The organism is Microbispora sp. H10836 (assembly GCF_012999525.1).
Taxonomy (GTDB): Bacteria; Actinomycetota; Actinomycetes; order Streptosporangiales; family Streptosporangiaceae; genus Microbispora.
In genome coordinates this window covers 1-22,800 of record NZ_JABBWU010000030.1, presented here as the reverse complement: position 1 = coordinate 22,800, position 22,800 = coordinate 1, and the positions used below count along the sequence as shown (strand labels likewise).

Genomic DNA, 22,800 nt, shown 5'->3' with positions numbered 1-22,800 from the left:
CTGAGGTCCCCGCCTTCGAGGGGTTCGTTCGCCACCGCGTACAACGCCTGATACCGTGTGTGGATTCCCAGCCGAGACCTGATCCAATCGCGCTTTTTCCGTCCCAGTGGTCTCAGATGTGCTCGGGCACCTCGTTCCCCGCCTCACGGATGGCCCGGGGCAGGTTGACAACGGTGAGCAGCACGAATCCGATGACGAAGAACACCACCAGCGAGACGATCGCGGTGCGGTAGCTGTCGGTGAGCTGGAGCGCCAGCGTGAGCACCAGCGAGCCGAGGAACGCCGACCCCTTGTCGCTGATCTGGTAGAGGCTGAAGTACTCCGCCTCCCGGCCGGGCGGGATCACCAGGGAGTACATCGAGCGTGACAGCGCCTGCGTGCCGCCCATGACGATCGCGATGGCGAAGGCGATCGCGTAGAACTGGATCGCCGCGCCCTTCTGCAGGAAGTAGGCCACTCCCACCACCAGTGTCCATACGACCAGGCTGGCCAGGACCGTGCGCTTGGTCCCGATCCTGGCCGCGAGCCGCGCGAGTCCGAGCGCGCCGCCGACGGCGATGAACTGCACCATCAGGATCGCGCCGATCTGGTGCGTCTGGCTCAGCCCCAGCTCCTGGTCGGCGTAGGTGGCGGAGAAGCCGATCACCGTCTGCACACCGTCGTTGTAGACCAGGTAGGCCGCGAGGAACAGCAGCGTGCGGGGGTAGCGCCGCAGGTCGGCGATCGTACGGCCGAGCTGGCGGACGCTGCCGGCCACGGCCCGGGCCGCGGTCGCCTCGTGGACGGGCACCCGGCGGTTGCGCAGGCGCAGCATCGGGATGAGCGTGAACGCGCCCCACCACAGGCCCGCCGAGGCCAGGCTGATCCGCACCGCCAGGCCCTCCTCGACCGCGCCGGACAGGTAGACGACCAGGTTGAGCGCGAGCAGCAGGCCGCCGCCGAGGTAGCCGAAGCCCCACCCCCTGCTGGAGATCGCGTCGCGTTCCTCCACGCCGGAGATCTGCGGCAGGAAGGAGTCGTAGACCACGATCGACGCGCCGAACGCCACGTTGGCGACCAGGAACAGCACGCCGCCGAGCAGATAGGCGTCACCGGACACGAGGTAGAAGCCGAGTGTGGCCGTCGCGCCCAGGTAGGCGAGCACCCCCAGGATCTGCTTCTTGCGTCCCGTGTGGTCCGCCACGGCGCCGATGATCGGCATGACCACGATCTGCAGCAGCACCGAGATCGTCACCAGCGTGGTGAAGTACGCCTTCGGCCGCAGGTCCAGGCCGAGGAACGACACGAAGCCGCCCGCGCCGTCCGCCGCCGTCGTCGCGATCGACGTGAGGTACGGCCCGAGGAAGACGGTCAGGACGGTCGTCTGGAACGCGGAGTTCGCCCAGTCGTACCAGTACCAGCCGCGTTGCTCGCGCCGCCGCGCCTCGGGGATCTCCTCGTGGACGACCTGGGGGGCGGTCATGTTCTCTCCTCGCCGGGGTGGGCGGTCGTACGAATCGGTCGGGGGACGGCAGGTGCCCGACGGGCGGGTTCAGCGCGTCACGGCGCGGCCGGGCGCGGGTGCCACTGCCCGCGTGACTTGAGCACGTCGCGCAGGCCGCTGACGTTGTCCGTCATGATCCCGTCGACGCCGAGATCGAGCAGGTGGGCCATCGTCACCGGGTCGTTCACCGTCCACACGTGCACCTGCATGCCGATCGCGTGCGCGGTGCGCACGAGGGCGCGGGTGGTCACCCGCAGGCCGCGGAACCCGATGGGCGCCTGCGCGCACGGCACCCCCGCCCGGGCCAGCCCGGACAGCAGCCTGCCGTACCCGCCGCCCACCGCGGCCGTGCGCAGGGCGGCCAGGCCGCGCGGGCCGAGCGAGAAGCAGACCTCCCGGTCGATCGCGCGCCGGGCGCGGGCCAGCCGCACGTCGGAGAACGAGGTCAGGCACACCCGGTCGTAGGCACGGGTGCGGCGGATGGCCTGGGCGAGCGGCGCGATAGCGGCGCTCTCCTTGACGTCGATGTTGAACCGCGCCTCCGGCCAGGTGCCGAGCAGGTCCTCCATCAGCGGGATCTCGTGCCGGCCGCCGATCCTGGCCTCGCGCACCTCGCGGTAGGGCAGTCGCGAGATGCGGCCGGTGCGGTCGGTGACGCGGTCGAGGGTGCGGTCGTGGAACGCGAGCAGGACGCCGTCGGCGGTCGCGTGCGCGTCGGTCTCCAGGTAGGTGTATCCGAGCTCGATCGCGCGGGAGAACGCCTCCATCGTGTTCTCGCGGGCCTCCGCCGCCCCGCCTCGGTGCGCGAAGGCGAGTGGGCCGGGGTGGTCGAGGAACGCGAAACGGCGGTGCACGAGAGGAGTATGCCGGGTCCCGGCCGTACAGTCAGCGCACGTAGGTGAACATTTGCGTCACAAGAGTCCATTGTCATGCTCGGGATCGAAGGGGTGCCTCTGCGTGTCGCGGTTCACTCTGTGTCCGCCGCCGGCTCTCGCCGGGGCCGATCCCGCGACAGGAGATCGGTCAGGTGTGCGGCGATGTCGTCGATCGTGGGGTGATCCCAGGCCAGCGTCGGCTCGACCAGCAGGCCGACGGCCTCCTCCACGTCGACGCACAGGCTGAGCGCGTGGATCGAGTCCAGGCCGTACGTGCGGAGCTTCACCGTCGGGTCGATCTCCGCGGGTGGCCGCCCGAGATAGGCGGCCACCCGCTCGGTGAGCCACCGGCGCAGGTCGTCTGGGGGCATCGGCTCGGAGGCGGCGTTCATGCGACGGTCTCCAGCAAATCGTTGACCGCGGGTTCCAGTTCGGCGTGCAGTGGGGCGAGGCGTCCGCTGAGGAACAGCTCTCGCATGTGCCGGCGGCGTAGCTTGCCGCTGGTGGTCTGCCGCACCGCGCCACGAGGCACCAGCATCAGGCTCAGCGGGATGCCGAACTCCCGCGTCACCTGGTCCATGACCCGGCCGGCCGTCTCGCCGAGGGCCCCCGACTGTCCCCGGCGCACCTCCTGGACGAGGACGACGTGTTCCCCGCCGTCGTCGCGCCGGACGCCGAAGGCGGCGCTGCGCCCCGCGGCCGGGTTGGCCCGCGCCGCGGCCTCCTCCAGGTCCTGGGGGTAGAGGTTGCGGCCGTTGACGATGATCACATCCTTGATCCGTCCCGTCACGTAGAGCTGGCCGTCGAGCAGAAACCCCAGGTCCCCGGTGCGCAGCCAGCGGCCGTGCAGCGCCGGATCGCCCGCCCGGAAGGTGGCGCGGGTCTCCGCCGGGCGGCCCCGGTAGCCGAGGGCGACGCTGGGGCCCGCCACCCAGATCTCCCCGATCTCGCCGTCGGCGACGGGGCCGGAGCCGCCCGGATCGACGATTCGCAGATCGAGCCCGGAGACCGGGCCGCAGGCGACCAGGGGCGTTCCCTCGGGCGCCGGGACCGCCCGGTGCCGTTGCAGCGCGGAGGGGTCGAACCGGCGCACGGTCACGCCCTGCCCCTGCGGCACGCAGGTGACCATCAGGGTGCACTCGGCCAGGCCGTAACCGGGATTCCAGGTGGTCGGGCGGAAGCCCGCCGGGGCGAAACGCCGCTCGAAAGCGGCGAGCGTGCCGGCCCGGATCGGCTCGGCTCCGCTGAGGGCCATCGTCAGCGTGGACAGGTCCAGGCCGGCGAGTTGCTCGTCGGTGATCCTGCGCGTGCACCAGGCGTACCCGAAGTCCGGGGACACGGTCCAGTCCGCGCCGTGCCGGCTGATCAGCTCCAGCCAGCGCACCGGCCGCGCGACGAACGCGGCGGGTGACATGAACACCAGGTCGGCGGCCGCGTGGAGCGCCTGTAACTGGAGGCCGACCAGGCCCATGTCATGGTAGTGAGGCAGCCACCCGGCCAGTCGCCGTACCGGCCTCTCCCGTGCCAGCGAGCGGAACAACTCCAGGTTGTGCAGCAGGTTGCCGTGTGAGACCTCGACTCCGCGCGGGTCGCTGGTCGAGCCGGAGGTGTACTGCAGGTAGGCGATGGTGCCGCCGGTCAGGGCCGGTGGAGTCCAGGCGTCCGGATCGGCGGTGGCGGCGTCGGCCACGCGGGCCGAAAGACCGGACAGTCCGGACGCGTGCGCGGGATCGGTCAGGACCAGCCGCGCGCCCGCGTCCCGCATCAGAGTCCGTACGCGGCTCGCGTGCGGTGTGCCCGCGTCCGGCAGGGGGGCGGGGATCGCCGGCACCCGGGCGTAGAGACAGCCGAGGAACGCGACGGTGAAGTCGAGCCCCGCCGGGTAGAGCAGCAGCACCGGCTGGTCGGTCAGGCCGCGTCCGGCGAGCCACACGGCGGTGGCGCGCGCCCGCCGGTCCAGCTCGGCGAAGGTGAGCCGGTTCCGGCCGCCGTCGTCGCGCACGAAGACGAACTCACGATCGTCGCTGATGCGGTTCCGTACGTGGGTGACGAAGTCGGTCATTCGGGCAACCCCTCCCGTACGTACCAGGAGACGAGCCGGTCGAGGGTCGCGGGAGTGACGGCGGGCGGGGCCACCGCGTTTCGCCAGGCGAAGTCGTAGCGGTGCCGGAAATAGGTCGCGGTGTATTTCGCCCGCATGTTGACCAGCGCCTCGAACCGGCCGAACGGCCTGTCGCGGATCTCTTCGAGGGTGGCGGGAACCAGTTCGATCGGCAGCCGGGCGTTGATCACATCGAACAGGTCGCGCACCGGCACGGTGGCCCCGCTCACCACGTGGGAGACCGGACGCGCCCGGTCGGCTGCGGCGAGCGTGAGCAGCCGGGAGACCGTGGTGTCCACGGGGGTCAGATGGAGGTTGGCCTCCGGATGGCAGGGGAGGCGGACCCGCTCACCGGGCGTGCGCCGGGCGAAGAAGGCGATCACCCGGAGGAAGTCGTACAGGCCGTAGTCGGTCAGCGCCCGCCCCGTGCGGGAGTGCCCGACCATCACGCCCAGCCGGGCCACCAGGGCGGCGCCCTCGCGGGCGGACCGCGACCGCGCCAGCGCGATCTCCGCTTCGCGTTTGGAGTATTCGTAGAAGTTCCGGAACCGGTCCGGCGGAGCGTGCGACGGCCAGTCCTCGGGAACGGGGCCCTCGGTGTCGAGTCCGCACTGGTAGGCCGTCCCGACGAGGACGTAGCGCGAGCCGGGCCGGGCGTGCCGCTGGTAGGTGGACAGCGCGTTGGCCGATCCCGTGACGTTCACGTTCAGGAGCTCCTCCTCCCGGCGTGGGAAGAAGGTGACGAGCGCGGCGACGTGCCAGTAGACGCAGGGCTCGGCGAAGACCTCGGCGACCGGAAGGCCGAGGTCCGGCTCGTCCAGCGCCAGCCCGCGCACCCGGAGGCGGCCCGCCGGGGACTCGTCGAAGCCGAGGCAGCACAGCGCGTCCGCGACCCGGCGGCGCACCACCTCCGCGGACGCGCGGGCGAGGGCGATCACCTCGTCGCCCCGGGCCAGCAGGGCGCCGATGAGATGGGAGGCCACGAAGCCGTTGGCCCCGTCGATCACGTGGACGCGCACCAACGCACCTTCCCACAAGCGGTAGCGGAAGGTAAAGTCACGATCGCTCACAGTGACCGAACTCGGGAGGGTGCATGCTCAACGACCTGCAGCAGCGCAAGCTGGCCCATCTGTTCACGCTCCTGGACGTGGACGACGACGGGACCGTCGACAAGATGGACTACACCGCCTCGGCCGACCGGCTGGTGAACGCGTTCGGGTTCGCGCCGGGCTCGACGGAGTCGCGGCGGGTCCGGGACCGATACGCGAGGCTGTGGGACGAGGTGACCCTGCCCATGGACGCCGACGGGGACGAGCGCGTCGAGCTGGAAGAGTTCGTGGCCGGCTTCGACCGGTTCGTCACCCAGCCCGAGACGGGCTACCACACCCATGTCGCGCCGGTCGCCGACGCCTTCTACGACCTGATGGACACCGACGGAGACGGCAGGATCACCCGGACCGAGTACCTGCGGATGGCCGCGAGCGCCTTCCGCATGTCGGAGGCGAACGCCGTCGCCGCGTTCGAGCGTCTCGATCTCGACGGCAACGGCTCACTGAGCCGGCAGGAGTTGCACGTGGCCAACGAGCAGTTCTTCCGCAGCTCCGACGCGGAGTGCCACGGCAACTGGCTGTTCGGTCCGCTCCCCGCGCAGGGCTGAGGCGCCGTACGCCGGCTACCCGGCGGCCGACGCCCATTCCTGCCGCCGGGTCTCCGCCATCGCGATGGCCGCGGCGACCGCCACGTTGACCGACCCGACCCTGCCGACCTGGGGGATGTAGGCCACCGAGTCGGCCGCCTCCAGGCCGGCCGGGGAGCAGCCGTGGTCCTCGCTGCCGAGCACCAGGCAGACGTCGCCGTCGAGCTTGGCCTCGTGCAGCGGCACGGCGTCGCCGGTCAGCTCGACGGCGACCACCCGGAAGCCCTCCTCCCTGGCGGCGCGCACGGCCTCGGCCACCGGGACGGGCTCGTGCCACTCGACCAGCCGGTCGGTGCCCAGCGCGGTCTTCTGCGCCTTGGGGTTGGTGGGCGGGGTGGCGTTGCCGGCCAGCCAGACCGTCTGCACGCCGAAGGCGGCGGCCGTACGGAAGATCGATCCGATGTTGAAGGGGCCGGTCACCGATTCGAGGATCAGCGCGAGACGGCCCTCCGTGTTGCGGCGCCAGGTGCGGTTGAGCCGCTTGACGTCGGTCGGCTTGAGCTGCCTGCGCGGGTTGGGAGTGCTCATCGGGCGGTCATCGCTCCTGGGTCTCGATGTCGGCGGGACGGGCGTCGACCCGCAGGACGCGGTAGGCCGACCGCGAGGCCAGCCGTGAGGTGGGCCACCCACGGTCGCCCAGCCAGCGCTGCAGGGAGTCGGAGCCGAGGTGCTTCTGTACGACCAGGTAGGCGCTGCCGTCGGGGGTGAGCCGGTCGAGCCATCGGGTGAGCATCTCGTGGAGCGCGGCCTTGCCGATCCGGATGGCGGGGTTCGACCAGATGGCCCGGAACCGGACGTCGTCCGGCATCTCGTCGGCGTGCACTGACCTTACTTTGTCAAGGCCCGCGCTTTTGGCGTTCCGCTCGCACAACTCCACCGAGCGCCGGTTCACGTCGACGGCCCAGACCGTCGCGCCGGGCGCCCGCGATGCCATCGTCAGCGCGATGGGCCCGTAGCCGCAGCCCAGGTCGAGCAGGTCGCCCTCGGCCGGGGGCGGCGGGACGGTCTCCAGCAGCACCCGGGTCCCCGCGTCGATGCGTTCGGGGGAGAACACCCCCCGGTCGGTCTCCAGCCGCAGGTGCAGGTCGGGGAGGACCAGGGTGACCGAGCCCGGCCGGCTCGCCGCCTGGGGACTCTCCTCGAAGTAATGGGCCACGTGCCCAAACGTACCAACGTCGCGGACCCCTGATCTCCGCGCCCGCGAGGACGCGGGAGAGCTGAAACACTTCCGGCCTTCCGGACACGTACGAGATGGCGGATAAAGCGGTGAAGGGGGAGTATCGGTGGCCCGCTCGGACACGAGGCGTCGCTTCGAGGAGATCTATATGGCGCATTATGCGGATCTTCTCGGATACGTGCGGCGCCGCACGGACACCCCCGAGGACGCCGCCGACGCTCTCGCCGAGACCTTCGCCACGGCGTGGCGGCGCATCGGCGACGTCCCGGCCGGGTCGTCCGCCCGATTATGGCTGTACGGCGTGGCCCGGCGGGTGCTGGCCAACGGCCGCAGGGCCGAGACCCGCAGGAGCGCGCTCGTCGAGAGACTCGGCGCGGAACTCGCCCAACGGGAGGAGCACGATCGGCTGCCGGACCACGAGGATCTCGACGCCGTACGCGCGGCGTTCCGGCGTCTCGGCTCCGACGACCGCGACGTGCTGGCACTGGCGAGCTGGGAGGGGCTGGGATCGGCGGAGATCGCCACGGTGCTCGGCTGCTCACGCGGAGCCGCCCGCCTCCGGCTGCACCGGGCCCGCAAGCGCCTGACCAAGGAGTTGACCTGCGCGGGGGTGGACGTGGCCCGGTACGGCGTCCGGGTGCCGGCACTGGCGGGAGGAGAGGCGTGATGACCTACGACCGCGATGACCTGCACCGGCTCGTCGCCGGCATCGCTCCGGCCCCCGGCCCCGGGATGACGCCGGTCGCCCTGGAACTGCTGGAGGAGATCGTCTCCGGCCCGGCTCCGGCGGCCCGCCGCCGGCGGGTGACGGAGGCGCTCACCGGGGCCGCCCGGACCATCCTGCGCGGCCCCCGGCTGGTGCCGGCGATCGTCTCGCTCACCGCCGTTCTGCTCGCCGTGGGCTGGCTCGTGCCCGGGGCGGCCGGCATCGGCTCCGCACCCGCCTCCGCCGCGCTCGACATCAGGCGGGAGGGCGACCACTACGTCGTCATGGTGCGGGACCTGTTCGCCGCTCCCGCGACGTACCAGCGTGAACTGCGCGAACGCGGCCTGGACGTGGAGGTGCGGCTCGTGCCGACGGCGGAGGGCTCGGCGGGGCGGGCGATCGGCTTCGACGGCACGCGGGACACCAGCGGCATCACCGTGATGAAGGCGCCGGGCGAGTGCGAGTGGTTCGGCGGCTGCCCGATCGGCTTCCGTGTCCCGGTTAACTTCCGCGGGCACGCGACCGTGCTGCTCACCCGCACCGCCCGGCCGGGGGAGCGCTACGCGATTGTGGAGGCCATCGACATGGAGGGCCGGCCCTTCCATTGCGTGGACTACGTCAACAAGACCGTCGCCGAGGTCCTGCCCCTGCTCCGGGAGCGCGGCGTGCGGGCGGAGTTCACCTCCTACGCCACCAAGGGCGCCAGGCCGTCCGCCCCGGCTTCCTGGTACGTCTACGAGGGGGTCATGGTCGCGGAGGGACAGGCGCTCATGCTGATCAACCCCACCCCGAACCCCGAGCCGCGGCCCAGGGACGCCTTCTGCGCCGAGCATCCCTGAGACCCCGGCGTCACTGAGGTCGGCCTGGCGGTCCGCGCCCCGCTCGCGGCGCGGACCGTCAGGCGCCCCCTCCGCGCTCCGCTCCAGGCGCCCCTTGCCCCGCGCCTGCCACGGCGGCGGCGTCGCGGCCGAATCCGGCGCGGCGCCCGGGCCTTCACCCCTGCCCTCAGCGGCCGGCCTTCCAGCGCTGACACCGGCATGCCCACAGTCATGCCCGGCCGCCGCGGCCGTTCGCCGCCCGGCCGGATCTCCCCCTCAACGAACGGTCTCGTCATGCCCGCATACGCTCGTGCCCTGCTCCCGGTGCTCGCCGGGATCGGGCGCCACCGGTTCTTCGCGATCGCGCTCACCGCCGCGGCCGTGCTCAGGGTGGTCACGATGCTCGGTTACCCGCCCGCCCGGCTGTACTGGTACGACTCGTTCAGCTACCTGCACAACGCCGTTCACCTGCGGCCCGAGCAGGGGTTCCATCCGATCGGATACCCCCTGCTGCTGCGCGTCCTGCTGCCCTTCCACAGCGTCGAGCTGATCGTCGTGCTGCAGCACGCGATGGGACTGGCGACGGGCGTCATCGTCTACGCGGCGCTCCGTGGCAGAGGACTGCCCGCCTGGGGCGCCGTGCTCGCCTCGGCCCCGGTGCTGTTCGACGCGTCGTTCCTCCGGCTCGAGCACGCGGTGCTGTCCGATTCGCTGTTCATCCTGCTGGTCGTCGCCGCCACGGCCCTGCTGGTCCGGCGGCCGGTGCCGTCCGCGCGCGCCGCCGCGACCGCCGGTCTGCTGCTCGCGGGCGCCACCCTCACCCGCACGGTCGCGCTGCCGTTGATCCTGCTGGTCCTGATGGTGCTCGCCGTCCGCCGCGTGCCCTGGCGCCGGATCGCCGCGCTCGCCCTGGCCGGGTTGCTGCCGGTCGCGGCGTACGCGACGTGGTACGGCGGGCTCCACGGCCGGTTCGGTGTCAGCGGCACGGACGGAGTGGCGTTGTGGGCCCGTTCGATGACCTTCGCGGACTGCGCGGTCATCCAGCCTCCGCCGGACCTCGCGCCACTGTGCCCGAACGGCACCGTCCTCGACGCCGCGGGGGAGTACGTGTGGGCCGAGGAGTCCTCCCTCAACCGGCTCCCCGGCGGACACATCGCGCTGAACGACCGGGCGCGCGCCTTCGCGCTGCGCGCCATCGCCGCCCAGCCCCTGGACTACCTGCGCGACGTGGTGACGGACACCGCGCTCGCGTTCGCCTGGACCCCCGTCGCCCACCCGGCTCGCACCGTCCCCGCGTTCGGCTTCGCTCTCGGGACCTGGCCGCTCCCCGCCGGCCGGCCGCTCGTCGAGCAGGCCGGACGGGAGTACGACCCCGATCTCACCGGGATGCGGTCCGTCCGGCCGTACGCCGACCTGCTCATCGCCTATCAGCACCCGGCCTACCTGCGCGGGCCGTTGCTGGCCGTCATCCTGCTCATGGGCGCCGCCGGCACTGTGGGCAGGGTGGGCAGGGTGGGCAGGGGGGACACTGTGCGGCGGCCGCGGACGGCGGCGCTGCCCTGGGCGGTCGCCGTGACGCTGCTCGTCGCGCCGGTGGCGGTGCTCGACTTCGACCACCGCTACGTGCTTCCCGCCGTGCCCGTGGCGTGCCTGGCGGCGGGGCTGGCGCTCGCCCGGCCCCCGCGCGCGGCGGCGGGCATCGGAAGTGGCGGCGGGCATTGGGCGCAGCGGCGGGCACTCGTACGGCGGGCACTCGTACGGCGGGCACTCGTACGGCGGGCATTCGGGAGGCCGGCGCGAGGCGCCCCTCCGCGAAGCGACCGCGGACGCGTGACCACGGGCACTTGACCATGGGCACTTGACCACGGGCACTTGACCCGGAGACATGATCATCGGGAACAGGGGCGGCCTCTCTGACACTTTCACCGCCTCCGTGCGCACGTCCGTCAGATCGGGTCTAGGCGAAAGTGTCAGAACGGGTTAACTTCCGCAAAGGTAGCGATTCAAGAATCGCTCCCCTCGATTCCGACGGAGGCGCCACCGGCACTGGCATACCCGGCGGCACTGCCGCATCCCCTGCCGCACCCCCTTGGACGCCCCCGTCCCCGGCCGGCGACGCCACACCCCGGCGGACCCGGCCCGCCCACCCCCCTCTCACCCCCCGAGGACCGGCATGAGACCACGTCTGCTCACGCTGGCCGCCATCCTGGCGGCCGCCCTGCTGCCCGCCGCGCCGTCGCACGCCTCCGGCGCATCGGCGCTCGCCCCGCCGAACATCTCGCTGGAGAACGTCAAGGCGCATCTGTCCCAGCTGCAGAGCATCGCCACCGCCAACGGCGGCAACCGGGCCCACGGCCGTCCCGGCTACCTGGCCTCGGCCAACTACGTCAAGGGCAGGCTCGACGCGGCGGGCTTCACCACGACCCTCCAGTCGTTCAGCTACAACGGCGCGACGGGCTACAACGTGATCGCCGACTGGCCGGGCGGTGACCCCAACGACGTCCTCATGGTCGGCGCCCACCTCGACAGCGTGACCGCCGGGCCCGGCATCAACGACAACGGCTCCGGCAGCGCCGCGATCCTGGAGACGGCCCTGGAGGTGTCCCGGCAGGGACTGGCCCCCGCCAAGCACCTGCGGTTCGCCTGGTGGGGCGCGGAGGAGCTCGGCCTGCGCGGCTCGTCGTCCTACGTCACCAACCTGTCCACCACGGAACGGTCGAAGATCAAGGGGTACCTGAACTTCGACATGGTCGGCTCGCCGAACCCGGGCTACTTCGTCTACGACGGCGACAACTCCGACGGCGTCGGCTCGGGCCCCGGTCCCGCGGGCTCGGCGCAGCTGGAGCGCGTCCTGCAGGACTACTTCACCTCGATCGGCGTGCCGACCCGCGGCACCGACTTCGACGGACGCTCCGACTACGGGCCGTTCATCTCGCGCGGCATCCCGGCCGGCGGCACCTTCACCGGCGCCGAGGGCGTCAAGACCAGCGCCCAGGCGTCCCTGTGGGGAGGCACGGCGGGCCAGGCGTTCGACGCCTGCTACCACCGGTCCTGCGACACGACGAGCAACGTCAACGACACCGCGCTCGACCGCAACGCCGACGCGATCGCCTACGCCGTGTGGACCCTCGCCACCGCCACCCCGCCCGTCGCGGTCTGGTCGGACGACTTCGAGACCGACAAGGGCTGGACCGTTGTCCCCGGCACCGCGACCACCGGCACCTGGGAGCGCGGTGACCCCGAGGCCACGTCGTCCAGCGGCGCCAAGCAGCTCGGCACCACCGTCAGCGGCACCAACGACCTGGTCACCGGCAGGCTCGCCGGTTCCTCGGCCGGTGACTACGACGTCGACGGCGGGACCACCTCCATCCAGTCGCCGCCGATCACCCTGCCGGCCGGTTCGCTGAGCCTGTCGCTGTCGTGGTACCTCGCCCACGGCAGCAACGCCACCAGCGCCGACTTCTTCCGCGTCCGGATCGTCGGCGGCACCACCGCCACGGTGGTCCAGCAGCTCGGCGCCGCGTCCAACCGCGACGGCGCGTGGAGCACGGCCACCGCCGACATCTCCGCCTTCGCCGGGCAGACCGTGCGCGTGGTGATCGAGGCCGGGGACGAGTCGACCGCCAGCCTGGTCGAGGCCGGCGTGGACGACGTACGGATCACTCGCTAGCGACGTATCCGCCATCGTGCCCGTTCCCCCGGGAACGGGCACGACCGTGGGTCAGGGGATGCGGGCGCCCAGGAGGATCGCGGCGGCGGCCGCCAGCAGGCCCGCGACGATCGCGGCGACGAGGAACCGCTGCGTGATCTCCTGGTGCACGACCTTGTATCCGAGCGAGGTGCCGATCTGCGTGTACACGTCGCGCAGCTCGCTGCCCGACTCGGCGGTGTACGCCCGGCCCCCGGTGCCCTCCGACAGCGACTTCAGCGTGGTCTTGTTGACCGGGACCTGCACCGCCCGGTTGTCGATCGTCACCGTGCCCTCCGGCGTGCCGTACGCGATCGTGGACACCGGCACCTTCGCGCCGACCGACGCGTCGATGGCCTCGTTGACCGACCGCCCGGAGGTGTTGTCGCCGTCCGACAGCAGCACGATCGCCGACGGGGGCGGGTCGGTGACCGCCCGCTGGTCGAACGACCTGATCGAGTCGAGCGAGTTGAACACGGCCTCGCCGATCGCCGTGCCGGGGCGGGTGGTCAGGCTGGAGATCGCCGTGTTCACGGCGGCGTGGTCGGTGGTGGGGGAGATGACCACGGCGGCCGATCTCGCGAAGGCCACCACCCCGACGTTGAACCGCTCGGGCAGGTCGCTGACGAACTGCTGGGCGGCCTGCTTGGCCGCGACGAGCCGGGTGGGGGCGACGTCCGCCGACTCCATCGACAGCGACACGTCCACGGCGACCATGATGGTGGCGCGGTCGCGGGGCACCTTCACCGCGCCGGCCGGCCGGGCCGCGCCGAGGACCAGCAGGCTCATCATGACGAGGAACAGCACGGCCGGCACGTGCCGCCGCCAGGAGGGCCGTTCGGGCGCCACCAGCGACAGCAGCGCGAGGTTCGTGAAGCGCACCGTGTAGCGGCGGCGCGCGAACTGCGCCCCGACGTACGCCGCGACCATCGCGGCGACCAGGACGAACAGCCACAGCCAGCCGGGGGCGAGGAACGTCATGCGCCCGCCTTCCCGCCGGCGGCCCGGCGCAGCAGATGAGAGGCCCGCCGCTGCCGCAGCACGAACTCGGCGATGTCGAACACCCAGTCGCGGTCGGTGCGGAGCACGAGATGGGCCGCCCCGGCCCGGCGCAGCGCCGCCCGGGTCCACCCGCGCTGCTCGGCCGCCGCCTCGGCGTACCGCTCCCTGAGCGTGCGCGACAGCTGGACCCCGCGCGAGCGCCCGGTCTCGGGGTCGGCGAGGGTGACGAACCCGACGTCGGGCAGCTCCAGCTCGCGGGGATCGATGATCTCCACGGCGAGCACCTGGTGCCGCGCGGCCAGGCGGCGCAGCGGCGGCTCCCAGGAGTCCGGCGAGTCGAGGAAGTCGGAGACGACGACCCGCAGCCCGCGCTTGCGGTGCGCCGGCGCCATCATCTCCAGAGCCTCCCCGAGGTCCACCGCGCCCTGCGCGGGCGGCGCGCTGAGCAGCGAGTGCAGCAGAGCGTACAGCCGGGGCCGGCCGGACCTGGCCGGATAGCGGTGCACGTCGTCGCCGTACAGGATGTAGGCGCCGAACCGGTCGCCGACCCGGCTCGCGAGGATCCCGATCGCCCCGACGGCGCTGACGACCAGGTCGCGTTTGGACATGCTCGCCGTGCCGAACTCCATGCTGGCCGACAGGTCGGCCACCACCCACGTCTCCAGCTCCCGGTCGGCGATGAGGTCCCGCACGTGCGGGACCGTCGTGCGCGCGGTCACCGCCCAGTCCATGCGGCGCACGTCGTCCTCGCCGGGCACGTAGACGCGGCTGTCCCCCTGCTCGCTGCCGGGCCCGGGGATCAGTCCCTGGTGGCGGCCCTGGAGCAGCCCGTCCAGCCGCCGCACCACCGTCAGCTCCAGCCGCCGCAGCGCCTGGTCGGGGTTGGCCGCGCTCATCGCATGCCCTGGTTCCACACCACGAGCGGCGGCGGCACCGCCTGCAGGACCCGGCGTACGACGTCGTCGGGGTCCACCTCGTCGGCCAGCGCGTCGAAGGTGAGCATCAGCCGGTGCGACATGACGTCGATCGCCACGTCGCGGACGTCGTCGGGCAGCAGGTAGTCGCGCCCGCGCAGCAGGGCCAGGGCCCGCCCGGCGGAGATCAGGCCCAGCGTCGCCCGGGGGCTCACCCCGATCTCGATCGTGTCCTGCAGGTCGGCCAGGCCGTAGTCCGCGGGGGCGCGCGTCGCCATGACGAGCCGTACGACGTAGTCGGCCACGAGCTGGTGGACCGAGACCTCCTCGGCCATGTCCTGCAGCCGCACCAGCGTGGCCGGGTCGAGCACCGGCTTGGGCACGGGCGGGCGCACGCTCATCCGCTGCAGGATCTCCAGCTCCTCGTGCGCGCTCGGGTGGGACACGCGAACCTTGAACAGGAACCGGTCGCGCTGCACCTCCGGCAGCGGGTAGACGCCCTCCGACTCGATCGGGTTCTGCGTGGCGAGCACGACGAACGGCCGGGGCAGCGGGTGGGTGCGCCCCGCGAGCGTCACCTGTCGCTCGGCCATCACCTCCAGCAGGGCCGACTGGACCTTCGCCGGAGCGCGGTTGATCTCGTCGGCGAGCAGGAAGTTGACGAACACCGGCCCGAGCTCGACATCGAACCGCTCGGAGCTCGGGTGGTAGACGCGGGTGCCGACGATGTCGCTGGGCACCAGGTCGGGAGTGAACTGGATGCGGGCGAACGTGCCGCCCACCACGGTGGCCAGCGTCGAGGCGGCCAGCGTCTTGGCGACTCCCGGGACGCCTTCGAGCAGGCAGTGTCCCCGGGCGAGCAGCGCCACCAGCAGCCGCTCGACCATGTGCTCCTGTCCGACGATCACCCGCCGGACCTCGCCCAGCGCCTCCCGCAGGGTGTCCAGCCGGGCCTCGCCCTCCTCCTGCTCCGTCACGCCCTCGCCGGGCTCGGGGTCACTGCGTTCATCGGCAACGGTCATGCTCGTTATTCAATCGTGACTCGGCTGGAGAATCCATTTCTCTCCCATTTGCCCGTCCCGGCGCGCGCCACACCCCCTGCCGCGCCCGTGTGTTTTCATGTGGGGGATGGTCACTCCGCTGCAGTACGGCGACCCGCCCCACGTGGGGCCGTTCGCGCTGCAGGCGCGTCTGCGGACGGCCCCGGCCGGGCTCGTCTACCTGGGGCAGGCGCCGGACGGCCGGGTGGTGTCGGTGGCCGTCCTGTCCAGCGGCGCCGCCCTCGACGCCGCCGCCAGGGACCGGTTCGTCACCGCGATCAAGGACGCACAAAGCAGCGCGATCAGGGAAACACAGGTCAGGGCCGGCGTACGCGCGTGGGGGGCCTCGCTGGTGGACCGGGTGCGCGGCCGGGTTCCCCCCGACACGCCTCCCGTCCTGGCGATGCAGGACGGGCCCGCGCCCTGGGTGGCCGTGCCGTACGTGGCGAACGGCCCGGGGGCCGAGCGGTTCCTCGACCCGGTGCCGGTGTCCGGCACCTTGACGGGTCGGCGGCACGGGCCCGACTTCGTGCACTACTGGCTGGGCGACCGCACCCCCGCGCTGCCCGCCCCGCCCGCGCCGCCCCCGCCGCCGTTGGCGACCCGGCGCTCGGTCGTGCTCGCCTCGACGCTGCTGGCCACGCTGGTGCTGGTGCTGCTGCTGGTCGTCTCGATGCTGCTGTTCCACGGCGAGGACGAGCAGGAGCCGCCCCGCCCGCTGCCGAACACGCAGTTCGTGCCCACCCCGCCGCCCGAGCCCGCCTCGCCCGAGCCGCAGCAGCCCACGCCCGGCCCGTCCGGCAGCGGAGAGGGCAGCGAGAGCCCCTGGCCCGACGACCTCTTCGGCGGCCGCGGCCCGATCTGACGCGGATCAGGCGGTGATGAGGACCACCGAGGCGTTGTGGCCGCGGAAGCCGAAGGAGTTCACCAGTTTCGGGCCGCGCAGCACCGGCCGTCGCACAAGGCCAGGGGCCACGGACGGCGATGGGGCAGGGGCGGTTCAGCGGGGGGAGACGAAGCCCGACTCGTAGGCGGCGACCACCGCCTGCGTGCGGTCGCGGGCGCCGAGTTTGGCCAGGACGTTCCCCACGTGGGTCTTGACCGTCTCCGTGCCGACGTGGAGTTCGGCCGCGATCTCCGCGTTCGACAGGCCGCGTGCCATCAGCCGCAGCACGTCCCCCTCACGCGCGGTGAGCCGGTCGATGCCGGGGACGGCGCGGGTGGCGCCGCGGGCCGCGACCAGCGACCGGATGGCGCCGGGGAACAGCAGCGACTCGCCCGCCGCGACCACCCGGATCGCCTGGACGAGCTCGTCCGCCCTCGCCCGCTTGAGCAGGAAGCCGCTCGCGCCGGCCCGCAGCGCCTCGTAGACGTAGTCGTCGTTCTCGAACGTCGTCACCACCACGACCTTGGGCCCGCCCTCGGCGGCCGTGAGGGCCCGCGTCGCCTGGATGCCGTCGACCGCCGGCATGCGCACGTCCATCAGGACGACGTCGGGCCGGAGCGAGCGGGCCAGCGACACCGCCGCCGCGCCGTCGGCCGCCTCGCCCACGACGCTCAGGCCGGGCTCGGACTCGACGATGATCCGCAGGCCGGTGCGGATCAGGTCCTCGTCGTCGGCCAGCAGGACCCCGATGTTCGTGCTCATTCCCCTGTCCGCCCCTCCCCGGAGTCCTCGTCCATGTCCCCGCTCGCGCTCTCGGCACGCGTGTCCGGGAGCCGGGCGGCGTCCGCCCCCGGAAGCGGGACCCTGACCTCGACCCGCCACGTCTCATCGTCGCCTCCCGCCTCGACCCGGCCGCCGAGCAGCGTCACCCGCTCCCGGATGCCGGCCAGCCCGTGCCCCGCCCCGCCGGTCACGCCGCCGCTCCCGCCACGCCGGCGTGGCCCGGTGAGGCCTCGCCTGTGATGCGCACGGACCTCGTTGCGCACGCACACCTCCAGGACGCGGTCGCGCACGCCGGCGTCCACCTCGACGGGGCCGGTGCCGTACCGGATCGCGTTGGTCAACGCCTCCTGCACGACGCGGTAGGCCTCCCGGGAGATCACGGGAGGGATTCCGGACAGCTCGCCCAGTCGCCGGGTGACCGGCCTGTCTCCGGGGCCGGCGGCGTCCAGCAACGCGGGAAGGTCGTCGAGGGACGGTTCCGGCGAGGCCCGCCCCCCGCCCTCCCGCAGCACGCCGATCACGTGGTCGAGCTCGTCCAGCGCGCTCCGGGCGGAGGTCTCGATCGCCTCCAGCGCGGCCCGGGCGGCGGCGGGATCCCGGTCGAGCACCCGGCCGGCCGCGGCGGCCTGCACGGTCACCACGCTGAGGGCGTGGCCCACCGAGTCGTGCAACTCCCTGGCGAGCCGGTTGCGCACCGCGAGCCGGCGCGCGGCCTGCCGCGCAGACGCCAGCCGGTCGGCCGCGGACGGCCCCAGGAACACAGGGGCCAGGCGGGCGAGCAGCGCCCCGGCGCCGGCCGTGAGGAAGAGCAGGCAGACGAGGACGGCCAGCCCCGCGGGCGGACCCCACATCGTGGCCCGGCCGGCGCGGATCCCGCGGTCCACCAGCCCGAGGTGATCCCCGGCCAGCGGGAGGACCGCCAGCCAGACCGAGAACGGCACCATGGCCAGGGTCACCCCGCTCACCAGGCCGCCGACGGCCAGGTGCAGGGTGAACCACGCCGCGGTCCGGCGCCGTTCGGACCAGGTCCGCCGTGCGGAGGACGGCGGGGTCTCGACGGCCGCCCCCAGCAGCGTGCGGGCGGCGGCGACCTCGAAGGCCCGGACCGGCAGGAACAGCCCTGAGGCGGCCACCACCGGAAGCACCCCGATGAAGATCAACGGCTGCACCGACAGCAGCGGATCGCCGACGTCCGGCGTCGGGCGCCACAGCGCCGTCACGACCTCTCCGGCCATCATGTAGGGCATGAGCAGCGCCCCGCCGACGATCAGGCAGGCCCACCTGCGGTAGGTGGCCCTGTCGATGAGCGGGGCGAGGACCTTGTTCATGTTCCGATGGTCCCGCAGTGACGGCGGACGCCGTGCCGTCCGGTCACGGCCTGTGGACGAGCACCCGCCACCCGTGCGCGGGCACGAGGGCGGGATCGCCATCCGGGTCATCCGCCCCGGCGGAGCTCTCGGCCACGGTCAGACGGGAGACGTCCACGGGGAAGCGGCAGGCGTCGTCGCCGATGTTGAGCAGTGTGACGACCTCTCCCTCCGGTCCCTCGCTGCGCAGCGCGAGGGCCGTGTTGGCGACGTGCTCGGCCTTCGTGCGCGCCCGGGCCAGCCAGGGATGCCGCCGGCGCAGCCCGATCAGCCGCTGGTGGAGCCGGTGGACGGGCATGCCGTCCGGCGCCAGATCGCCCGGGCCGTCCGGGAAGGCGGGCCGGATCGCGTCGTCGCCCCCGGCACGTTCCTCCTTGACCCCGGGGAACGCCCGCTCGTCGCCGTAGTAGACGCTCGGCACCCCGCCCACGGTCAGCAGGACGGCCAGCGCGTGCCCGAGGTGCCGCGGATCGGCGAGCCTGCTGGCCAGGCGCGTCACGTCGTGGTTGCCGACGAACGTCATCGGCGCGAACACCTCCAGCAGCCGGTCGTGCCGGTCGAGCGCCCAGGCGAGCTCGAAGAAGTTGCCGTCGTTGAGCGAGCTCCAGATGGCCTTCCACAGCTCGTACTGCGTCACCGAGTCGAGGCCGCCCTCGGTCACGTACGCCGCGTAGTCGCCGTGGATCACCTCGCCGGCGAACCAGGCGTCCGGATGCTCCCGCCGCACCCGCGTGACGGCCTCCCGCCAGAAGACGAGCGGCACCGCGTACGCCGCGTCGAGCCGCCAGCCGGACGCGCCCCGGCCGAGCCAGTGGCTCATCACCCGTACGACGTGGTCGAGCACGGCGGGCTCCGCGTGGTTCAGCGCGACCAACTGGTCGTGGCCCTCGAACACGGCGAAGCCGCCGGCGCCGTCACCGGGACGGAACCAGCGCGCGGCGGGGGAGTCCGGCCCCTCCGCGAGCGCCCGCGCGAAGACCGGAAACCCCCTGCCCACGTGGTTGAACACCCCGTCGAGCAGCACCCGGAGCCCGCGCTGCCGGGCCTGCGCCACCAGGTGGCCGAAGTCGTCGTCGTCCCCGAGCCGGGGATCGATCCGGAAGTGGTCCACCGTGTCGTACCCGTGCGTCTGCGACGCGAAGATCGGGCCCAGCTGGAGACCCGAGCAGCCGAGGTCGACGATGTAGTCGAGCCAGCTCTCCAGACGACGCAGGCGGTGCCGGACCGGCGCTCCCTCGGGCGGCGCCGTCAGCGGGGCGCCGGTGAAGCCCAGAGGATAGACATGCCACCAGATCGCGTGGTCGCTCCATGACGTCACAGCCGCTCCTCGTCGTCGCCCGTCCGGTCACAGTGTCGTCGTCCCTGCCCCCTCTCGTGCCGCCGGCACCCCGGTGCCGGTGTGCCGTACGAAGGCGGGACGCCCCCGGCCGCAGGCGCGGCAGATGCCACGCGTGCGGTAGTGGTAGCCGGCGGCAGCCGTTCCCATCGCCAGCCCCCAGGCGAGGAACCAGGGATAGATGACGTCGAACACCCAGGGGGATACCCCCTCCAGGGACGACCGCGCGAGGCCGAGGGCGACCGCGACACGCAGTCCCGTGCCGAGGACGCCGACCGGGATCAGCATCACGCTGCCCACGAAGGCGGCGGTCAGCGGCATCCACCGCGGCATGCGCAGCGGTGGCCGCCAGGTCCGGGCGAAACCGAGGCCGAGCGCCATGCCGATCAGCGCCAGCACCCCGGTGTCGCCCAGCCCCGGCGTCCACAGGTGCACGTCCCCGAACGCGCGGGGATCGGAGAGGCCGACCGTGCCCCCGAGGCCCCACTGCACCTTCAGCGCGCCGTACCCCGCCGCGAGCAGCACGGTCAGGTATCCGGCGCGGACGCTCAGCCTCTGCCACGTCTCCCGGCCCCCGCCGGCGGGAGATGCGTGGCCCGCGTCGCCGCGTCCTTCGTGACCCGCCGCGCCGTGGTCCGCCGCGCCTTGGTCAGGCCGCCGGCCGCAGCGAGCGCAGGCGCCGCGCGCGCGGCGGCGACGCCGTACGGCGGTCACGAGGAGTGTCGTGCCGGCGGCGAGCGCGGCGGCGCGGGCGGCGGCCATCGGCAGGTCGAAGCCCAGGTCGACGACTCCGCTCTCCCCGGTGACCGCCGCGATTCCCGCCATGATCCCGCCCACGATGTCGAAGGCGATCCCGCTCGCCCCGGCGCCGGCCAGCGCGAGACCGGCCACCGTCGTGGCGGCTGTGGTGAGCGGGCCGGTGCGCCCGGGCGGGGACTCCCGGTGATGATGTGCCGTTTCCATGACCAACAGGCTCGCGGGCGCATCCTCGCCGGGCTTCCCCACGGGGCGGGAGCCGCATCCCCCGCGCGGGGGAACTCCCTTGAGCCTCACGTGGCGTGAGCTCTTAGCGTCGGCGGCATGGAGATCATCGTTCACGACACGGCCACCGCGATGGCCGGACTGCTGGCCGCCCCCCTCGCGGAACGGCCCGCCGCGCTCACCGGCATGCTCCGCCCGATGTGGGACGCCGTGCCCTGGATGCCCGTCGACGACGTCGTCGGCATGCATCACAAGGGGTCCGGTTTCCGCGTCGACCGGGACGACGAGCGGTACCTGCCCGCGTTGCGGCGGATGCGCGAGGCGGGGGTGTGGGAGCAGGTCCGCGACGCGCTCACCGGCGCGTGGAAGCACCAGCGCGAGGCCGTGCCCGGCGTCCGGCATCCCGAGACGCTGCAGGTCTACGTCGTCCTCGGCGACCCCGACGCGGAGCAACTGGTCCGGCGTAACCACGGCTACCTCGGCATGAGCGGCAAGGGCCTGGTCTACCTGCTGGTCTGGCCGACGGAGGACAACGTCGGCCGCCTCGGGCACTGCGCCGTCCACGAACTCAACCACAACATCCGGTACTCGAACGTCGTCTGGGACCCCCCGACCGTCACCCTCGGCGAGCAGATCGTCTCCGAAGGGCTCGCCGACGCGTTCGTCCGCGAGTTGTACGGGCCGGAGGGTCTCGGCCCCTGGAGCACCTCCCTGGACGGGCCCGCGCTCGACGCGGCGTACGCCACGATCACCGAGGCCGTGAACCTGACCGGCATGCACAACTTCGCCGCGTACGTGCACGGGGACGCCACGGCGGAGTCGATGGGGCAGCCGCCCGTCGGCCTGCCCGACCACGCGGGCTACCCGGTCGGGCTGCGGATCGTCGACGCGCACCTCGCCGCCTCAGGGCTGACGGCCGCCGAGAGCACGACGTTGTCCCGTCAGGAGATCCTGGCCAACGCCGGGCTGTCCGCCGCCCGCTAGGCTCGCTCGTCGGGCCATGGTCAAACCGGTGCAAAAGGGGGACGGGATGGGTGCCGGACAGGTCGTGCTCCTGCTCCTCGCGGCCGTGGCCGCCGGATGGGTGGACGCCGTCGTCGGCGGGGGAGGGCTGCTGCAACTGCCGGTGCTGCTCCTGGCCGGTCTCACGCCGGTCCAGGCGCTGGCGACGAACAAGTCCGCAGCCATCTTCGGCACGGGGTCGGCCGCCGTCACCTACGCCAGGAAGACGAAGCTCGACCGGGCGGTGGCCGTGCCGGCCGCGGCGCTGGCCGTGGCCTTCGCCGGACTCGGGGCCGCCTCGGCGGCCCTGCTCGACGCGGATGTGCTGAAGCCGCTGGTGATGGTCGTGCTGCTGGGGGTGGGGGCGTTCGTGACCCTGCGGCCGGGGTTCGGCCGCCTGCCCCACCCGCACCTGCGTACGCGTGCGCGGGCGATCACGGGAGTCGCGGTGGCGGGCGTCGGCATCGCTTACTACGACGGCATCGTCGGGCCAGGCACCGGCACCTTCCTGCTCATCGCGTTCACCTCGATCCTCGGGATGGACTTCGTCCACGCCTCCGCCACGGCGAAGGTCGTCAACACCGGCACCAACCTCGGCGCCCTCGTCGTCTTCGCCGTGCAGGGCCATGTGGTGTGGGCGCTCGGCCTGGCCATGGCGGTCTGCAACATCGCCGGAGCGCAGATCGGCGCGCGGATGGCGCTCAACCGCGGCGCGGGGTTCGTCCGCGTCGTCCTGCTGTGCGTGGTGGCCGCCCTGGTCGCCAAGCTCGGGTACGACCAGTTCTTCAGCTGAGATGCTCCTATAGATGTCAAGCGACACGTTCATGATCGTTTTTGATGATCACCTGGTAGATCTCGCGGGCGATGTAGCGTTTGAGGCAGCGGATGATCTCTTTCTTCGACAGGCCGTCTTGGATGCGTCGTTCCATGTAAGCGCGGGTGCGG

General features: G+C 72.8%; 22 protein-coding genes and 1 pseudogene. 8 read left to right on the top strand and 15 right to left on the bottom strand.

Features of this window, described 5'->3' with window-relative positions:
• Nucleotides 1-112: 112 nt before the first annotated feature.
• From HHX30_RS36660 to HHX30_RS36640, 5 genes are all read right to left on the bottom strand, one after another.
• Complete coding sequence (locus HHX30_RS36660; RefSeq protein WP_169988335.1) at nt 113-1,462, bottom strand: MFS transporter; 1,350 nt, start codon at nt 1,460-1,462, stop codon at nt 113-115.
• A gap of 77 nt (nt 1,463-1,539) precedes the next feature.
• On the bottom strand, nt 1,540-2,337 hold the full coding sequence (locus tag HHX30_RS36655; protein WP_169988333.1) for a glycerophosphodiester phosphodiesterase: 798 nt from the start codon (nt 2,335-2,337) through the stop codon (nt 1,540-1,542).
• Between the two features lie 113 nt (nt 2,338-2,450).
• On the bottom strand, nt 2,451-2,750 hold the full coding sequence (locus HHX30_RS36650; RefSeq protein WP_169988331.1) for an acyl carrier protein: 300 nt from the start codon (nt 2,748-2,750) through the stop codon (nt 2,451-2,453).
• On the bottom strand, nt 2,747-4,420 hold the full coding sequence (locus HHX30_RS36645) for a fatty acyl-AMP ligase (protein ID WP_169988329.1): 1,674 nt from the start codon (nt 4,418-4,420) through the stop codon (nt 2,747-2,749). Before HHX30_RS36645 ends, HHX30_RS36650 begins: the two co-directional genes overlap by 4 nt.
• Nucleotides 4,417-5,478 carry an SDR family oxidoreductase gene (locus HHX30_RS36640; protein WP_169988328.1) on the bottom strand — a complete coding sequence of 354 codons (1,062 nt, stop codon included), beginning with the start codon at nt 5,476-5,478 and terminating at the stop codon, nt 4,417-4,419. Before HHX30_RS36640 ends, HHX30_RS36645 begins: the two co-directional genes overlap by 4 nt.
• Before the next feature lie 74 nt (nt 5,479-5,552).
• Here HHX30_RS36640 and HHX30_RS36635 point away from each other — a divergent pair, with 74 nt between their 5' ends.
• A complete protein-coding gene (locus HHX30_RS36635; RefSeq protein WP_169988326.1) occupies nt 5,553-6,116 on the top strand; it encodes an EF-hand domain-containing protein in 564 nt (187 codons plus the stop codon).
• Nucleotides 6,117-6,131: 15 nt separating this feature from the next.
• On the opposite strand, the gene HHX30_RS36630 is transcribed toward HHX30_RS36635, so the two are convergent.
• Together HHX30_RS36630 and HHX30_RS36625 are read right to left on the bottom strand one after the other, a co-directional pair.
• Nucleotides 6,132-6,683: a TrmH family RNA methyltransferase gene (locus HHX30_RS36630; protein WP_169988324.1), complete on the bottom strand. Its 552-nt coding sequence runs from the start codon at nt 6,681-6,683 to the stop codon at nt 6,132-6,134.
• 7 nt (nt 6,684-6,690) lie between these two features.
• A complete protein-coding gene (locus HHX30_RS36625; protein ID WP_169988322.1) occupies nt 6,691-7,311 on the bottom strand; it encodes a methyltransferase in 621 nt (206 codons plus the stop codon).
• 169 nt (nt 7,312-7,480) lie between these two features.
• On the opposite strand from HHX30_RS36625, the gene HHX30_RS36620 reads away from it, so the two are divergent.
• From HHX30_RS36620 to HHX30_RS36605, 4 genes are all read left to right on the top strand, one after another.
• Nucleotides 7,481-7,999: an RNA polymerase sigma factor gene (locus HHX30_RS36620; RefSeq protein WP_169988320.1), complete on the top strand. Its 519-nt coding sequence runs from the start codon at nt 7,481-7,483 to the stop codon at nt 7,997-7,999.
• On the top strand, nt 7,999-8,877 hold the full coding sequence (locus HHX30_RS36615) for a hypothetical protein (protein WP_169988319.1): 879 nt from the start codon (nt 7,999-8,001) through the stop codon (nt 8,875-8,877). Before HHX30_RS36620 ends, HHX30_RS36615 begins: the two co-directional genes overlap by 1 nt.
• 273 nt (nt 8,878-9,150) lie before the next feature.
• The gene (locus tag HHX30_RS36610; RefSeq protein ID WP_211593253.1) at nt 9,151-10,704 is read left to right on the top strand and encodes a hypothetical protein; all 1,554 of its coding nucleotides are present in this window, start codon (nt 9,151-9,153) and stop codon (nt 10,702-10,704) included.
• A 325-nt stretch (nt 10,705-11,029) separates the two neighbouring features.
• A complete protein-coding gene (locus tag HHX30_RS36605) occupies nt 11,030-12,526 on the top strand; it encodes a M28 family metallopeptidase (RefSeq protein ID WP_169988317.1) in 1,497 nt (498 codons plus the stop codon).
• A 51-nt stretch (nt 12,527-12,577) separates the two neighbouring features.
• Here the strand turns inward: HHX30_RS36605 and HHX30_RS36600 are convergent, their stop codons facing one another.
• The 3 genes from HHX30_RS36600 to HHX30_RS36590 are packed head-to-tail and all read right to left on the bottom strand — an operon-like array spanning nt 12,578 to nt 15,482.
• Nucleotides 12,578-13,525, bottom strand: coding sequence for a VWA domain-containing protein (locus tag HHX30_RS36600; RefSeq protein WP_169988315.1), 948 nt, complete (start codon nt 13,523-13,525; stop codon nt 12,578-12,580).
• Nucleotides 13,522-14,442 (bottom strand): DUF58 domain-containing protein, encoded by a 921-nt coding sequence (locus HHX30_RS36595; protein ID WP_169988313.1) that lies wholly within the window; start codon nt 14,440-14,442, stop codon nt 13,522-13,524. The genes HHX30_RS36600 and HHX30_RS36595 overlap by 4 nt, the downstream gene beginning before the upstream one ends.
• Nucleotides 14,439-15,482 (bottom strand): MoxR family ATPase, encoded by a 1,044-nt coding sequence (locus HHX30_RS36590; protein ID WP_169988311.1) that lies wholly within the window; start codon nt 15,480-15,482, stop codon nt 14,439-14,441. The genes HHX30_RS36595 and HHX30_RS36590 overlap by 4 nt, the downstream gene beginning before the upstream one ends.
• A 106-nt stretch (nt 15,483-15,588) precedes the next feature.
• On the opposite strand from HHX30_RS36590, the gene HHX30_RS36585 reads away from it, so the two are divergent.
• Nucleotides 15,589-16,365 carry a hypothetical protein gene (locus HHX30_RS36585; protein WP_249350837.1) on the top strand — a complete coding sequence of 259 codons (777 nt, stop codon included), beginning with the start codon at nt 15,589-15,591 and terminating at the stop codon, nt 16,363-16,365.
• 135 nt (nt 16,366-16,500) lie between these two features.
• On the opposite strand, the gene HHX30_RS36580 is transcribed toward HHX30_RS36585, so the two are convergent.
• The 4 genes from HHX30_RS36580 to HHX30_RS36565 are packed head-to-tail and all read right to left on the bottom strand — an operon-like array spanning nt 16,501 to nt 20,835.
• Nucleotides 16,501-17,148 carry a response regulator transcription factor gene (locus tag HHX30_RS36580; RefSeq protein WP_169988307.1) on the bottom strand — a complete coding sequence of 216 codons (648 nt, stop codon included), beginning with the start codon at nt 17,146-17,148 and terminating at the stop codon, nt 16,501-16,503.
• Nucleotides 17,145-18,497: a sensor histidine kinase gene (locus HHX30_RS36575; protein WP_169988305.1), complete on the bottom strand. Its 1,353-nt coding sequence runs from the start codon at nt 18,495-18,497 to the stop codon at nt 17,145-17,147. The genes HHX30_RS36580 and HHX30_RS36575 overlap by 4 nt, the downstream gene beginning before the upstream one ends.
• A 43-nt stretch (nt 18,498-18,540) precedes the next feature.
• A complete protein-coding gene (locus HHX30_RS36570; RefSeq protein WP_169988303.1) occupies nt 18,541-19,854 on the bottom strand; it encodes an alpha-amylase family protein in 1,314 nt (437 codons plus the stop codon).
• Between the two features lie 27 nt (nt 19,855-19,881).
• Entirely contained in the window at nt 19,882-20,835 is a 954-nt protein-coding gene (locus HHX30_RS36565; RefSeq protein WP_169988301.1) for a hypothetical protein, read from the bottom strand.
• A 117-nt stretch (nt 20,836-20,952) separates the two neighbouring features.
• On the opposite strand from HHX30_RS36565, the gene HHX30_RS36560 reads away from it, so the two are divergent.
• A complete protein-coding gene (locus HHX30_RS36560) occupies nt 20,953-21,837 on the top strand; it encodes a DUF2268 domain-containing protein (protein WP_169988299.1) in 885 nt (294 codons plus the stop codon).
• Between the two features lie 46 nt (nt 21,838-21,883).
• Nucleotides 21,884-22,648: a TSUP family transporter gene (locus HHX30_RS36555; protein ID WP_169988297.1), complete on the top strand. Its 765-nt coding sequence runs from the start codon at nt 21,884-21,886 to the stop codon at nt 22,646-22,648.
• 16 nt (nt 22,649-22,664) lie between these two features.
• On the opposite strand, the pseudogene HHX30_RS42235 reads toward HHX30_RS36555, so the two are convergent.
• Nucleotides 22,665-22,800: pseudogene (locus HHX30_RS42235) on the bottom strand (IS110 family transposase); the annotation flags it as partial.